The organism is Olivibacter sp. SA151 (assembly GCF_054130995.1).
This window is the reverse complement of the sequence record NZ_CP096391.1, coordinates 4,512,687-4,528,847: the sequence shown is the minus strand read 5'-3', so window position 1 is coordinate 4,528,847 and position 16,161 is coordinate 4,512,687. Positions and strand designations below refer to the sequence as shown.

Annotated in this window: 12 protein-coding genes; 5 read left to right on the top strand and 7 right to left on the bottom strand. The window is 41.9% G+C overall.

Translation table 11 applies throughout. The annotated features are described in order from the left end of the window. Positions 1–93 precede the first annotated feature (93 nt). The 3 genes from M1D52_RS18595 to M1D52_RS18585 are packed head-to-tail and all read left to right on the top strand — an operon-like array spanning position 94 to position 6,352. Complete coding sequence (locus tag M1D52_RS18595) at positions 94–3,447, top strand: SusC/RagA family TonB-linked outer membrane protein (protein ID WP_437393312.1); 3,354 nt, start codon at positions 94–96, stop codon at positions 3,445–3,447. A gap of 4 nt (positions 3,448–3,451) precedes the next feature. Beyond that, positions 3,452–5,212 carry a RagB/SusD family nutrient uptake outer membrane protein gene (locus M1D52_RS18590; RefSeq protein ID WP_377612254.1) on the top strand — a complete coding sequence of 587 codons (1,761 nt, stop codon included), beginning with the start codon at positions 3,452–3,454 and terminating at the stop codon, positions 5,210–5,212. 27 nt (positions 5,213–5,239) lie between these two features. Next, entirely contained in the window at positions 5,240–6,352 is a 1,113-nt protein-coding gene (locus M1D52_RS18585) for a metallophosphoesterase (protein ID WP_437393313.1), read from the top strand. 79 nt (positions 6,353–6,431) lie between these two features. On the opposite strand, the gene M1D52_RS18580 is transcribed toward M1D52_RS18585, so the two are convergent. From M1D52_RS18580 to M1D52_RS18555, 6 genes are all read right to left on the bottom strand, one after another. Further along, positions 6,432–7,379, bottom strand: a complete 948-nt coding sequence (locus M1D52_RS18580) for a DMT family transporter (RefSeq protein ID WP_457941579.1) — start codon at positions 7,377–7,379, stop codon at positions 6,432–6,434. Positions 7,380–7,468: 89 nt separating this feature from the next. Further along, the gene (locus tag M1D52_RS18575; RefSeq protein ID WP_013665778.1) at positions 7,469–8,320 is read right to left on the bottom strand and encodes a helix-turn-helix domain-containing protein; all 852 of its coding nucleotides are present in this window, start codon (positions 8,318–8,320) and stop codon (positions 7,469–7,471) included. A gap of 192 nt (positions 8,321–8,512) precedes the next feature. After that, on the bottom strand, positions 8,513–9,145 hold the full coding sequence (locus tag M1D52_RS18570; protein ID WP_377612244.1) for a hypothetical protein: 633 nt from the start codon (positions 9,143–9,145) through the stop codon (positions 8,513–8,515). A gap of 449 nt (positions 9,146–9,594) precedes the next feature. Next, positions 9,595–9,963 carry a hypothetical protein gene (locus M1D52_RS18565; RefSeq protein ID WP_437393315.1) on the bottom strand — a complete coding sequence of 123 codons (369 nt, stop codon included), beginning with the start codon at positions 9,961–9,963 and terminating at the stop codon, positions 9,595–9,597. A gap of 12 nt (positions 9,964–9,975) precedes the next feature. Further along, a complete protein-coding gene (locus M1D52_RS18560) occupies positions 9,976–10,281 on the bottom strand; it encodes a lipocalin-like domain-containing protein (protein ID WP_377477958.1) in 306 nt (101 codons plus the stop codon). Beyond that, entirely contained in the window at positions 10,274–11,188 is a 915-nt protein-coding gene (locus M1D52_RS18555) for a zinc metalloprotease (protein WP_437393316.1), read from the bottom strand. Before M1D52_RS18555 ends, M1D52_RS18560 begins: the two co-directional genes overlap by 8 nt. Positions 11,189–11,281: 93 nt before the next feature. Between M1D52_RS18555 and M1D52_RS18550 the strand changes: the two genes are divergently transcribed. Next, entirely contained in the window at positions 11,282–13,423 is a 2,142-nt protein-coding gene (locus M1D52_RS18550; protein ID WP_437393317.1) for an endonuclease, read from the top strand. A 16-nt stretch (positions 13,424–13,439) separates the two neighbouring features. Then, positions 13,440–14,300 carry a hypothetical protein gene (locus tag M1D52_RS18545; protein ID WP_437393318.1) on the top strand — a complete coding sequence of 287 codons (861 nt, stop codon included), beginning with the start codon at positions 13,440–13,442 and terminating at the stop codon, positions 14,298–14,300. 8 nt (positions 14,301–14,308) lie between these two features. Here the strand turns inward: M1D52_RS18545 and M1D52_RS18540 are convergent, their stop codons facing one another. Further along, the gene (locus tag M1D52_RS18540) at positions 14,309–16,120 is read right to left on the bottom strand and encodes a cytochrome-c peroxidase (RefSeq protein WP_437393319.1); all 1,812 of its coding nucleotides are present in this window, start codon (positions 16,118–16,120) and stop codon (positions 14,309–14,311) included. Positions 16,121–16,161: the final 41 nt, after the last annotated feature.

The following is a 16,161-nucleotide window of genomic DNA, read 5'->3' as shown; positions in this document are numbered from 1 at the left end:
AGTGGCGCCTGTTTAATGATCTACGCTATGCACTAGCTTGAGACCCTACGCATAGCTCCTTAGCCCTATTTTTTAACTAAGAAATACAAACTTATGAATAAAAACGCACTGTTCATACGGGAAGTTATGCGCATTACCATTTTAATTTATACCGTTATCATCTCGTTTTCGCAACTTTTGCTTGCGGAACCTTCTAATGGGCAGGTCCTGGAGAGGTCGGTAAATATCACCTTTAAGAATAGCACATTATATGCGGCGATTCAGCACCTTCAAATGCAAAGTCAAGTCGAATTTGCCTTCGATGAGAAATTGTTAAAACTGGAAAAAATCGATGTTAAAGCGAAGCATTTTCAGGCCCGGTCTGTAGCGCATGTATTGGACGTGTTATTAGAAGGTACACCCATTACTTACGAGGAGCGAGACCCTCATACGGTAGTCTTACGCAAAAAACAACAAAATGGCACTGTCAGCGGCCGCGTAATCGACGGTGAGGGATTGCCTTTGGCGGGCGCCAATATTCGAATCTTGGAATTGAATAAAAGTGTGAGCACAAATGAAGAGGGGCATTTCTCCCTCAGTATACCTCCAGGAGCCTATACCATCCAGGCATCCTATATAGCCTATCGGCCGCAGCAAAAAGCGCAAACAATTGTGGCGGCAACCAACGTGCTGATAAATTTTACCTTAGCAGAAGATGTGGCTGCGTTGAATGAGGTGGTCGTGGTTGGATATGGAAAGCAACGAAAAGCAAATCTAACGGGTTCTGTATCGACTATTGACAGCGAACAGTTGGAGAGACGGCCAATTGTTTCAACTTCTACCGCATTACAGGGCTTGGCACCAGGTGTCACCGTCACTTCACAAACAGGCTCGCCGGGAGGAGATGGCGGACAGATACGCATACGTGGTGTCAACTCATTCGGCGGATCTGATAGCTCACCCTTGGTTTTAATCGATGGTATAGCCGGTTCCATTGATATGGTAGATGTCAATTTAATTGAATCTATTTCTGTATTGAAAGACGCCGCATCGGCCGCTATTTATGGTTCTCGCGCTGCAAATGGTGTCATCTTAATAACTACCAAGAGGGCTGCTGACGGCAAATTCTCACTTAATTATAAAGGATATGGCGGTTGGCAAAAGGCTACACGCATACCGGAAGTGACGGATGGCTTAACATTTATGAACGTTTTTAATGAAGCTAACATGAATGATAATGGCTACGAATTGTATAGTGAAGAGGCCATTGCAGCGTTTCAAGAACAATATACGGCTGACCCTGATAATTTTAATTGGCAAAAAGCTATTCTTAATGGTTCCGGTTTTACAAATAATCATTTTGTGTCATTGTCGGCTAACGCCGGTAAAATTCGGGTTATGCCTTCGATAGCTTATGTAAGCCAAGATGGGATTATTAAGAACACCGGGTTTAGACGTTATGTGGTACGGAATAATATGGACATTGAGCCTAATGATAAATTATCTGTTAAATTCGACATCTCGCTCACCAATAGTAATAGACTCCAAATTGCAGATGAAGGAGATATATGGAACTACCTTGGTCGAATGCCGACCAATATTCCAATCAGGAGAAACGGGTTGTGGTCAGAAGGTTGGGTAAACAAAAATCCCGTTGCTTTTATCGAAGAAGGAGGAAATAGAAAGGGAAACACGTTGGAGCTTATCGGAAATTTCAATATCAGCTACCGACCTGTAAAATGGCTCTCTTTAACGGGGATCGCAGCCCCGCGTTATCGAACAAGAAATTCGCATGTGTTTGTAAAGAGCGTGATGACCTACAATGACGACGGTACGGAAGCGGGTGCTGCCAATACCTTTACTTCCTTGACAGAAACTGCTTATCGCTACTTCTTCGGAAATTATCAATTTCTTGCCTCAGCAAATCATTCTTGGAACAATCATAACTTTAAACTCCTGATGGGAGCATCTCGTGAAACTTATGATGAGAAATATCTGATGGGCTATCGGCGGGATTTTACGTATGATACCTACGAAGTTTTAACGGCCGGTGCTGATAACGAAACAAAAGATAATAATGGTACCCATGACCAGTGGTTGTTGGTTTCTACCTTTGGAAGGTTCAACTATGATTATAAAGATCGTTATCTTTTTGAGGCGGATTTCCGTTACGACGGGACTTCACGCTTTATAAAGCGGAATCGCTGGGCCTTCTTTCCGTCATTTTCAGCGGGATGGAGGGTTTCAGAGGAGTCATTTATGGGAGATACAAAAAGTTTCCTTGATCAACTGAAACTACGGGCCTCCTGGGGGAAACTGGGCAACCAAAACATAGGTAGCTCCTATTACCCTTTTACCGAAACACTAGCTGTGGGCAGTATTTCCATGGCGGATAAGATTTATCAGCTTGTCACTTTAAATACCATGTCGAACCCAGACTTAAGATGGGAAGAAACAACGATGACAGGTGTGGGTTTGGATGCAACCTTGTGGAAACGCTTTTCATTTACTGCCGATTGGTACAAAAAAAATACGGACGGCATTCTGCTCACTTTGTATACTTCTCAGTTAACCGGATTAAATGCTCCTTATCAAAATGCGGCGAAGGTACGCAATACGGGTTGGGAATTCAGTAGCCGCTACGATAATCAATGGGGAGATTTCAGCTTGGGGGTCGGTTTAAATATCTCCGATGTTAAAAATGAGATCATGGATATGAAAGGTCAAACCTCTGGAACTTTGCTACGTCAGCAGGAAGGCTATGCCGTTAACTCCATCTATGGATATGTTGCTGACGGCCTTTACCAGTCGCAGGAAGAGATTGATGCCGGTCCCACACAGTTCGGAACCTTACATCCCGGTGATATCCGGTACAAGGACCTTGCCGGTGCATTCGACGAGCAAGGGAACCCCATTCCTGATGGCAAAATAACCGATGATGATAAGGTCGTTATCGGTAGCACTATTCCTCGCTATACCTATGGATTCAACTTGGATTTCGGTTGGAAAGGCCTCCGATTGAATGCCTTTTTTCAAGGGGTAGCTAAGGTAGATGGGTACCTCAATTCGCACTATGTTATACCTACTGTTAATTCAAGTGCTATTAAACCTTGGCAATTGGATTATTGGACGGAAGAAAATCGAGATGCGGCTTTTCCGCGCTTGTCCATTACATCGGCTAATAATACGCAGAATTCATCTTTTTGGATGCGAAGCGCCTCCTATTTGCGGTTGAAAAACATACAACTCGGTTATACGGTGCCTAAAAATTGGCTAAAAAGCATAGGCGTGAGCGACTTGTATATCTATGTAAATGGACAAAACCTGTTTACTTCAACAAATTTTTGGCAAGGATATGATCCGGAGATTGCATATGATGCCGGTGCGGCCGATGGTGTATCCCTAGGAGGGGCAGCCTATTATCCTCAGGTTAAAGTTTATTCATTTGGTATTGATGTCAAATTCTAAAAAAATGATTGCTATTAAAAAAATATTATCGACCGCGACATTAATAAGTGTTGTACTTTTTTCGGGCTGCGAACTGGATAAGTTCCCCTTAAATGGCCCAACAACAGGCACTTTTCCGGCGACGGAAGAAGAAGCAACAATGGGCTTATATGGTGCCTATAAAGGCTTGACCTTGTTGGATGCAGCCAGTACGCCCATCTGGCATGTGATGGATAATATAACCGATATCGGCTATGCGCGTCCGGGGAATAACTATACGTCGCCGATAACCAGTTCATTAACTACTGATAATGCCTTAGCCATCAAACCTTGGGAGGCGCATTATAAAACGATTGCCCGATGCCATTCGGTACTTGACAACTTAGAAAATATAAAAGTGGAAATGCCGGAAGATAGCTACTATCAACTGGATGCAGAGTTAAGGGTGATCCGCGCTTATTGTTATTCACAACTAATTGAATTATATGGGGATGTGCCACTTGTATTACATGCACTTGGCTTAAACGATACCAATCTGCCCCGCACCGCTAAAATGGAAATTCAGCAATGGATTATCGACGAAATGACAGCGGTGGCTGATCGTCTTCCGATAGCGCAAACGCAATATGGAAATGTACGGGTTGGAAGGGTAGCCGCTTATATGTTAAAAGCACGCGTGGCCTTGTATAGCGGCCAGTATACGGTTGCTGCTGAGGCTGCGGCCAAGGCCTTGGAACTGGCAGAAGGTGTTTATGAGCTCACGGCATTTGATGCTTCTTTGGATTATTGTAACAAAACCCATGCGGAAGGTGAACCGGCTTGCTCCAATATTTTTGGATATGCAGGCTATCAATCCAGTAAAGAATGGATTTGGGTGGCCGAGTATAACCAAACCATCAGCGGTAATACCCATAATCAAGGGTATTATATGGCTTCGCGATTAGGGAAAGGCGCAAGTTATTGGGGGCCTACACAAAACCTGATCGACTCTTTTCAGGCAATCGATGGGCTTCCCATTGATGAATCTCCTTTGTATGATCCGGCCAATCCGTTTGTCAATCGAGATCCGCGACTGGATATGTACTGCGCTCGCCCTCATGCGCGCTTAATGGGAATACAGTATGAACCGAACGCAAACTTCGCGAAAGTGAATAACTATTGGCCCGTTATAGAGGGGCAAAGCAATACACCTGCGGTAGTGAACAATACCGATGCAACGAATGCTTATCGTTCCTTTAGCGGTTATTTGTGGAGAAAGCATACAGATAACGCGGATTATGCGATCAACTCAGCATCCGGCGTGTCTGATTTGAATGTTGGTATTTTTCGCTACGCTGAATTGCTGTTGATTTATGCAGAAGCTAAAATAGAAGCGAATGACATAGACGAATCCGTTTATGAGGCTATCAATAAGATCCGTTCAAGGGCACACATGCCGCCGATTGCGTCAAATTTATCACAGTCTCAATTGCGTACGGCACTTCGTTACGAACGTAAAATTGAATTGTGTAACGACGGTCTTCGCTGGTATGACATCCGACGTTGGAACTTGGCTCCTCAAATCATGAACGGTTATCTTTATCTAAATCGATCCGCCAATACGTGGACGAAAGACGTTCTTGTGGATATTGACGAAAATTACTCACCCATATATAACCATGGTAAGGCCTCCCGGTATTTTAATACCCAGGAACTTGTTTATCGCGAAAATAAAGATGAACTATGGCCCATTCCACAAGCCGAAAGGGATGCGAATAAGAGCTTGACCCAAAATCCCGGTTATTAAACGATTACTAATTTTAAAACAAATAAAATGAAAAGAATTTTTTCTATACTGCTAGCCCTAAATCTGTTTTTTTTCATAAAGGTTGCTACAGCGCAAGAAGCTTACCGTAAACCTGCCTTGGAAAAGAAGGATTCCTGGTCTATGATTATGATCCCCGATCCGCAAAACTATGTGAAATGGAGCAGAAATCAACCCATACTGGATTTAATGATGGCCTGGATCGAAGAAAATATCGATACCCTAAACATTAAAATGGTGATGTGCGTTGGCGATTTAGTCGAACAGAACGATATTATCAATAGAGGTGAAGACGGTAATCAATCTGCAGAACGGCAGTGGGAAGCAATCGCTAGATCATTCGGTAAATTGGATGGCAAAGTTCCATATATTACAGCAACAGGAAATCACGACTACAGCATTGACCGGGAAGGCAAACGTTCATCACAGTTCAATAAGTTTTTTAAAATTGATAAGAATTGGATGAACAGAAAGATCATAGCACAAAATGGTACAAATGAAATAGGCGAACCGACTTTGGAAAATTCAGCTTACGAGATGCGTTCACTGAATGGGAAAGACTATTTATTTCTAACTATCGAGTTTGCGCCACGGGATACCGTGCTGACATGGGCCAAAACGATTGCCAATATGGAACAATATAAGAATCATCGTATTGTATTGATGACGCATGCTTACCTGAACAACAAAGATGAGCGAACAACGGGCAAACCAAAATGGTTTGTCTATGAGCCTTATTCCATCCATAATCGCATACAAAAATCACCAACCATTGAGCTGCCTTCTGCCAATAATGGAAAGCAGATATGGGAGAAACTGGTACAGCCGGCATCAAATATTGAGCTTGTTTTTTGTGGCCATATTTCGGGCGAAGGTTATCGGGCTGATAAGAACACAGCCGGTAAGAAGGTGCATCAGATGTTGTTTGATGCCCAGTCAATGGGAGGAGGCCATCGTAATGGAAATGGTGGAGATGGCTGGTTACGTATCTTGGAATTTTTTCCTGATAATAAAACCGTAAAAGTGAAGACCTTCTCGCCATTTTTTGCCGCTTCACCAACCACACAGCAATTTGCCTGGAAAACTGATAGTAGGAATGAATTTATTATCGAATTTGATTAATAAACTTAAAGGGGGCGATCCCCCTTTTTTTCTTGACCATCGTTAAGTAAACTAACGCATTCCAGACGAGATGTTTCAGCTAGACAGATTGTAATTTATTCTTTTTTGCGTGCTGAATAGAAAGCGAAATTTGGAAGATCATACCAAGGATAATCACGAGCATACCACTAAAACCGTAGAGATTTGGTAGAGAAGCGTTGATTAACCAAATTTCACCGATTAATGTGAAAAATATTTCGAAGACCTGCGTAGCTTCTACAGTCGCTAATGCTATCGGATCGTGCTTCACCATCTGAGTAGCTTTATAAAAACCTACTCCACCCAGAAAACCGGAGAATATGGCTGAGTAAAAAGATGCCTGCAATTGGGGTCCGGGAGCCATACCTACTTGCGAAAAGGCATAGGTGGCAAGTACTAACCACAAGGGAAGAGAACCTACCGTTAAACCCAGCACTCTTTGCATGGCATTTAGCGGCACCTGTCGGCTATCCAGTTCTATTAATAATTTGCGATTGGCAAGTGGCCAGACAATGGCTCCTACGAGCACCAAAACGAAGCTGATCATCAAGGAGCGTCCGTCATGCAATTGTATAAGTTTATCAAGTTGCATGATCAGCACGCCGAATACAACTAATAAGGAAAGTGCCAAAGCTCTAACTGGAATTTTCTTTCGATGATCGTTATAAAGAAAGGGTGCTAAAAGCACGCCTGCTAAGATGTTAATCTGAAAGGTTGCTGCAACTAGCCAACCGGGAATAAGCAAAGAAGCCAATGCCATACAGGTATATAATCCCCCAAATCCGATGCTCCCCCATTTAAAAAATAAAAGAGGATAACGCTTTATGGCCTGCCAGAAAGTTTTGAATTTCTTTGTAACCAATAACGGGAGAAGCATTACAGGAATCATAAATAAGCTTCTTAAGCAAGCTGTCCATGCCCAATGACTACCGGTATGGGCTAATAAACTATTGATGGTAAATGTAGAGGATAAAAATAGCGCGGAGATAATGCCTATTATTATTGCCAAAATTGTATTCCGTTGTGCCTTCATAGGAAGGCAAAAATACAAGTCATGCGAACAGGGCTATAGTGATTTCCTGTTAATGTCCGGTACTTTTAGGCACTGTGTATCGCTCTATACTTAAGTGGTGTGAATCCGGTGACACGCTTAAAAAAGCGGCCGAAATAAGCGGGGTCATTGAATCCTAGATCAAAAGCAATCTCTTTTACGCTGTTCGAAGTGCTCAACAGCGCCATTTTTGCTTCTGTTAAGAGCTTATCTTCGAAAAGTTCATGAACCGTTTTCCCGGTTGCTTTCCGACAAATCCTATTGAGTGTTTTCGCTGGCACATGAAGCATATTAAGGTAAAAATTAATTCCATGTGCATCGCGGTAGTGCTTTTGGATCAATTTCCGCAAATCCAAGAGGACTTTACGCTCCGGATTCGATAAAATCACCGACTTTTTCTCAGAAGCATGTTTGGTGTTCAATAGTAATAAGAGGCTAGCTGTTAAATGAAAAAGCATATTCTTACCTAGCGGTTTTTGATTCTGCTCTAACAAAAGAAGCTGAATAATATGTCTAAGAAAGCGTATTGTATCTTCATCCATATCAACAAAAGGCTGCGTACTAAATGTATCAAAAAGGCCTTTGCCTTCTTCCTGTGGATGTAAGCTGAAAAAGTATTGCATTAATTCTTCACTGATCAGAAATATCCACCCTGAGCGTTCAAATTCCGGGAATTGGTGCACCTGCCCGAGCTGAAGGAAATATATACGATTCCGTTGAAGCGGATAGGGCTTAAAATTAATAAAGTGTTCACCATCCCCTAGGGCCCAAACCAGTTCGTAATGATCATGGCGATGCGGTGTGGCAGATAGATTTTGATAGTCTTTCTGTAAGCGTTCGATCCTCAGGTAATGTTCTCGAATAAGTGTCTGTACCGGTAATTTTTTGAATTTTTGCATGCAAACTGTTCCTGTATCATTGAAGTTTGATGTCAACGAAAATATGAAAGTCGACGAGTGAAAAAAAATCGGTTAGTAAAACAAATCTGATAAAAATGCGTTATTGAGATAAGGTTTAGGTTGATTATAATACACAAAGGCTGTCGTTACTCAAAACGCAGCCTTTGTGATTTCTCGATTTCTTCTAAATCGTTATTCTCCAAGCGCGTGTACAATGGCATTCCTTTGTACGGTGTCTTTTTCTTGAAATTGTATACTACGTTTATACGTATCAAAGGTGAAAAAAACCTCACCGGGGCTCGCTGTGTCATCATCAAAAAACAATTTAAAACTGTTCGTTGAAGGTTTGTTGGGATCAAAAGACTTCTTATTCGACGAAAACGCCAAGGGCTGAATAGGGGCTGCTTTCATTTTCCGAATGCCATCTACTTTCCATAAGCTCGCTAGCGCAGTTACAAATGCGTCACTCGGCGCTCCGGCACTTTTAAAGGTGATGCTTCCTTTTTTAAAGCCATCTTTCTGATTAACAGAACCATCTTTGTTAATGCCGGCAGGAATGTTTTTACTAATCTCAACTAAAAAACTGACGGTGTCGTTTTGATAAAGCCCTTTGGCGGTATACGCAATGGACGTATCACTATCTTTTTTGTCTGTTAAGCTGAGATAGATTACAGACGGATTATCTGGATTGCTGGCTATTGGAAACAATCTAACGGTTTCAGTTTTAGTCGCGTCTGCGCTTTTAGGCTTATTGTTGCAGGAAGTAAGCAAAGTAATTGCCGAGAGCATCACAAGGGGCCAACCCAATTTGTTATATGTATTCATTATATAAGCGTTTAGAAAGGTTTTATTCTATTTTTAGAAACGTTGCAAGTTACCTTTTGTTTTTGATTCTTACTCCGTTTTTAAAGCACCTGACGTGCAAGCTTTCAACGAGTTATTTCCATGTTATAAACAAAATATAAAATAAGCTATAATAAACATAAAACAGATCTTATATAAAGATTCAATTTTATCGTTTATTAACCGTTTTTTTATCGTAAAATCATCGTATTTTTTATAGTAAATTTACGATGAAAAAACGATGATATTACGATTATTTTGGATATTTAACCATTTTCATATTCTTTTTTCTATGTCTTTATAACCTAAGTTATGGTAAAGAACTGGTTACAGTGGGTGAAATAACATGAGACCCTGTTACCTATATCCGGTACGAGGTTAAAGATTCAAGGCGGTATAGATTCGAGAAAGGTATTAACGATTTTCAGGCTTCAGCGTAAATTTCTTTCCGATATCATTTTATAGTTGGCAATACTTTCTCTTAGTGCGCCGATTTTTTCATTTAATTCTTGATCAAAATCTTTATCGCGTCCCAACTGGGCTCTATGGGTTGGGTCTGTTAAAGTTTCCAATTCTGCAACCCGCTTGGATATCTGATCAAGCATTTTAACCGATAGTCCTTTTTCACTTAGCGTAAGTTCTGTTAAACGGGGCAATAAGGCAATCAATAAGGTAAATACAGAAGCTAAAATGAAGTAAGCGTAGGTCTGTCCCTCTGTGTGCTTATCATCGCGAATAAGGGCATAGACGAAAATGAATATAGGAAATATTAATAAAATCCGGTTATCAATTTTTTTCATGATCGATTATCTTTAAACCTCTCTTTTTAGTACCAGCTTTTCCGTACTGATTTCGCAGATAGTATATTGCTCTTTATTATCGGTATCAAAACGTAAAATGAGTTTATCTTGCTCCAGCTGCCACGATCCCGTGTCAGATCGGGGTACATCATCGCGGCCGGGATGTGAATTGACCAACTTCCCGTCTTCTTCCAGGTTGATTTTATCACGTCCTCTAGCCAGGGGCAATGAAAACCCCTCAGGTCGATAAACCATTTCATCGCCGCTGTCCTCTTCAAAAGAGTGAACCCATTTCCCTTTTAAATATTCTTTATTCATTGTCTTCAATGGCTGGTTTTGTCGCGAGTAACGAGGCGCGCGGGCCGAGCAAAGTGGCTTTCATCCTAGCGGCTTGTCCCTTTGTGAACATAAACATACTGTCGTCATCCACATAATCCATGTAGTTCATAAACATGTCGCCATGGGGAGCATTGTTACAGGAAATTTTCGGAAAAGTAGGCTTTTCATAATTAGGTCCCAATTGGTTTGGCGTATCTTCTACATAATCGGTATCTTCACAGGAATTGCTTCTTCCGTCGCCGAAGATATGGGAAAGATTCAGGTAGTGCCCTACCTCATGCGTGGTAGTCCGCCCCAAATTGAAAGGTGCTTCGGCTGTACCCATGGTACCAAAGGCCCTGAAATTAATGACAACGCCATCTGTATCACTTGGACCGCCAGGAAATTGTGCATAACCTAGGAGACCTTCCTGTAGGTTGCAAACCCAAATATTTAAGTATTTGTCGGTCGGCCAGGCGTCAATGCCACCCATCTCGGTGCTTTTCACTGCATTGTCGGTGCCAAAAGAGGCCACTTCGGTCTGTGTTCTCGTAATGCCGTCAGGAGCCAGTTCAAAATCAATAAAACAATCCGCGGCCAATTCTTCCCATACGGAGGGTACTTTTCCCTTATCCGTATTCTGTCGGCGAAAATCGGCGTTCAACACGTTTATTTGACTTCTTACTTGCTCATCCGAAATATTTTCCGTTGGTGTATGATAAACGATATGCACAACGACCTGAATCTTAGCGGGAGCAGCAAACCGTAAGGTCTTGCGTCCCTCTAAAACCTTGTCGATATCACTTTCAATAAGTGCTTGCGCCCGCATATACTCGGGGAAAATATTAGCTTGGCGATGAAAAACTTCCATCGTGGCGCAGTGCCGTCTTTTTTTGTCTTGCTTCATTTTAGGTCTTTTTTTATAAAACTTTTTTTTCTCGTTTTAGTTTCAACAATAGGTTTAAATTTTTGTTAAATGCAATGAGCCAATATCTCATGTATGAAAATGCTTTCTCTGTTCCTAGACCAAATTCAACGCGTTAGTGATCGGCAAAAAGATAAAAAGATCTCATCGGTTGAGAAATCTTCCGAGATAAAAAATAGGCCGTTAACAGCGGTCAATCCATTAGATCTAAGCAACTATTTAAAACAGCATGATCTTTCCGTCGAACAATTTATCAATGATCCGAATTTTCAGGAGCGGATCATCGGACGGAACGATTTATTGAATGTCCATTATTTACGCAAGGGAGCAAAAGCAGCGCAGTCGGTTTGTCGAATTCATATTACATCGGACGTCGGACCTGCAGGTTTTGGAACCGGGTTTTTAATTGCTCCGCAAATTCTGCTAACTAATCATCATGTTTTGCCTACAACCGAATGGGCGCGATATTCCAGTGGCGAGTTTAACTATGAGGAAAACGAAACAGGTGCAGTTTTACGAACAAGTCAGTATCGTTTTGATGCTGATAAGCTGTTCTATACCAATGAAGTCCTCGATTTTACAATTGTATGGGTGGATCACAACGATAGACAGGGAGTAGTCCTTTTACAGCAATTCGGTTTTCTACCTTTGCGCAGTGATTTAGGCAAAATTAAGGAGGGTGATTACGTATCCATTATTCAACATGCTGACGGTTCCCCAAAACAAGTCGTGTTACGTGAAAACAGTGTGACGGATTTATCGCTCACTCAATTTGTTCGCTATGTTGCCGACACAAAAAGTGGTTCTTCCGGAGCCCCGGTTTTTAACGACGATTGGGAAGTGGTAGCCCTTCATCATGCGGGTGTTCCCCGTTATAATACAGCAGGTCAGATTTTAAACCTTGCCGGAACGGTATGGGACAGCGCGGAAGGAGAAATGCAGATCAATTGGCAAGAGAACGAAGGCGTACGCGTCAGTAGTATTATACATGACATCAGAAGCCATGCTATTAAGCAATTTTCCTTTTTAGCTGAATTTTTTGCGCCGCTTTCTGATCTGTCTATTATAGAAAAAGAGTCGGGAACCCAACCGGTCGAGTTAACCGACGAGCTTTATTATCCACAGGCTGACGATGAAGAAGACAAAAAGAGATATTATCGAGAAGTTGGCGATGTGGGGAAGGCGGATTATAACCGATTACAACGACTGTTGGAAAGTAGTCATACGAATCCCTTATCCTATCAACCGTCTAAATATGTGTATCCAAAAGTAGATATATACCCTGATGGGCTGTTAAGAAGTATCTATTCGGGCAAATCCTTCACCATAGAGGAGTTGCAATTGGCTGATCAACGTATTGATATCGAACGTAAGCTTCGGTTTATAGAATGGAGTAAAAAAGCCGGCACAATGAACCGTGAGGATTATCGGAGCGAGCTTAAGACAATCGAGAAGGCCCTGCCCTATAATTGCGAACATGTTGTTTGCCAATCTTGGTTTGATGCACGTGAACCAATGCGGGGCGATTTACATCATCTGTTTGCCTGCGAACCTCGGTGCAATAGTTTTCGAAACAATCATCCCTATTATGATTTTGAGGGATACAAACCAATACCATCGCAAATGGAAAAAGAAATGGCTACTTGCGGCTATATGGAAGATGATCAATTTGAACCCGAAAATAACAAAGGAATTGTGGCCCGGGCTACTTTATACTTCCTGCTGCGGTATCCGAATGCAATAAGTGTTTATAAAGACGACGATATTGTGCTATTGAAGCGATGGGCAAAAGAACAAGCCGTTACGCTTTACGAGAAACATCGTAATCGGGAGATATTTTTGTTGCAAGGCAATAGGAATCCTTTTATTGACTTTCCGGAGCTGATAGATTCTATAGACTTTCAAGTGTCTGAAAAAATACTAGCGGCAGTACCTCACACTGCGAGAGAGGTAAAAAGTAGGAACTTGGCGGCGGATGTCAAACGAGCGGTTCTAATGCGTTATGGTTACGCCAATCCGGATCCCTCCGTTGTAGAAGACACGAAGGCAATGACCGATTTTGAATTCAGTGATAATCAATATTTGATGCTCACCGCGTCATTTAACGATATAGCCGTCAGGTATCGCGCCAAGCCTCGTAAAATTACCGTCAGCGAAGTACAGGCGTGTGGCAGTATAAAAGATTGTATTGATTTAGTGTATGCAGCAATTGCTTAATCAAACTTTGAATACGATGAGGAAAACAATCTTATATTACTTCTTACTATTTGGAAGTAACGTGGCCTTTTCACAACCTTTAGACCGGTCAAACTGGTTTGAAAGGAATATCAAAATTAGGCAGTCGATGGAAACCGCCGAATTTCGGGAAGTACCCGCGCAGTTTCAGATAACTTTGCCAAAAAGTGATAGCAGCTCTTGGTTGGTGAACGTAGGTGTATCGATGAACCTCAGCAGCAAAAGTACCCGTTGGATTTCCTCGTTGATTGCCGAATACCACAAAAATACCCTCACAGCGGTCGAACAACACAATATGCAAGCTGCTTATGGCTTCTCGGGATTAATAAAACGGGGAGCAAAAAAGTCATGGTTTCTCAACGGCAATGCCGGTTACACCTATGATGAGATAAGTCGTAGTCATTCATTGATGGGTAATTTTCTGTTTACGTTTATGGGTGATCGTGGCCCAATCAACACCTATAAATTTGCCGCTGATACCGGCAGTCGTTTTTATATTTCCCCATTTTTAGGATTCCAGATACAGGAAACTATGCAAGCCTTTGATGAGGCTAGTCAAGGGTTACTTTTGCGTCCTTTAATTACCCTTTCCGCTTACTTCGATATTATCCGAAAGAAAACGCTTACACCGGATCCTTTGCTGCGTATTGCCGTTGACTATACCGGGCGTACCGATTTAGTTAATTCAACGAATATTGACGAGGGTTATACACAGTTATTGCAAAGTGGGGTTGAGTGGTTTCTGGTTGATAAACCGATTAGAGTGAGCTTGGGTGGTTCTTTCAATTACGGTTCCGATCCACTAAGGGGCTTAGCGAAGCAACAATATTGGTTATTGTCTTTAAATCTCTATAAGTGACTTGCTGGCTACTCATCGCTTAAGGCTTGCATAAAAGCGACGATATCCCGAATTTCCTGCTCGGATAAATTCAATTTTTGATCCGAAAGTGTTTGGTTGTCTAAATGAATACCAATCCCGGCACCGCCTCCGCGGTTATAAAAGTCCACTACTTCTTCTAACGTTTTATAAACCCCGTTATGCATATACGGAGCCGTTTTCGCAATATTTCTCAGTGTCGGTGTCTTGAAAGCGTAAGCGTACTGTTCGTATGGATTTAACAAATACCGACCCATATCCTTATCTAAGGTTGCATGCAGTGTATCCGGTTTTTCCGGGACACCCAACACTTCTGCCTCTGTCTTATCGAATAGAGGTGCCGGGCTTCCGTTGAAAAGTGGTATAAAATGGCAAGTAGCACATTTGGCTTTTCCCATAAACAAGTTGGCGCCTATTTTTTCTGATTCATTTAATTGTTTAAGGTCGCCTTCCATATATCGATCAAACTTTGAGGTGAAAGGCGCCAAAGAGCGAATATACGCAGCAAGTGCATGTTGAATCTTCCATGGATTGATCTTTCCGGAACTAGTACCGTAAGCTCGGTCAAAAAATGCTACAAACGTGCTGTCTTTCTGCAGTTCCTCAGCGGTCATGGTCAATTCACCTTTCATTTCCATTTCATTGTGTACTACATCTAACGCTTGGTCCTCCAGTGTGCCTGCTTTATGATCGTAAAAAAATGCTCGTTGAAAACCGGCATAGGTAAGGGTGGGTGTATTGCGAAGTAAGCTCTTTTTAGTGTCAATTCCCCTTGCTTTTACCAGCCCATCTGTAAAGGCCTTATCAGCATGATGGCAACTGGCGCAACTTTTCCGGTTTCCGTTTGATAGACGGACATCGTTAAAGAGAGCTTTACCAAGTGTCGCCTTTTCGTTAGAAAAATAGTCGTTTTTATTGCTGACAAACTTGTTTACGTTTAAAGCTGAGCTTCCGAAAAGACTGTTGGCATCGTCATTCAGCGCAGAAAGACTCGGTACGGTAGGCAAGCCTAATTGTTTGCGTAATTTTTGTAGAGACGCATTGAGTGGATTCAAGTAGTCCGTAATAAAGGTCAGACGATCAAAGCCATTAAAACTATTATGGTCTTCTAAATAGGAGATATGGTCTTCTAAATAGGAGATTGACCGGTCGATAGCTGTTAACACGTCATCATGTTTTGTATAAAGGGAGAGCGTGTTTCGTAAACCTTCCAGAGAGGCAGCGGCTTCGGGGAGAGACTCTAAAGATAAGGGAGCGTCAAATCCGGTAATGCCTAATGCGGTGATCCGGAAAATCTCCAAGCGCATCGCATCAAATACTTGCGCACTAGTAATGGTATAATCTAACTGATATTGCTGTATCCGTTTGAGCGCTACACTTAATTTTTTGATTTCATTAATCATTTCGGCACGAGCGGCGGTATCTAATTCATTATAGAGATAATCTTCAATGACCTGAAATCCTCCTGGAGGCTCTATTAAATTTTCACCAAGTTCAATCTCCGCTATGGGAGGGCCATTCAAGGCTTTCACCGTCGTGGGAAAAAAATACTCCAAGTAATATTCAATTTTCTTGAATTGTCTTCTACATGCCAAAAAAGATCTTTTAACAGCTGTTATGTCCTTGCCTTGTTGAGCTAAGGGCATCAATGAATCATTTACAAGAACGGTAAGCTTTTGTATCTCTATTGATGCATAATCCTTACTATTTGCAGCTGTATCTGTTGCATTGGGCGAACAAAGCGTTGCCAAAAAAATGAGTGCGACAAGCAAAGTCGATAGAATAAAATGCCGATGCGCCATAAGCGATATAAAAACTAAAATACCCTTGTAGCAAGGCTACA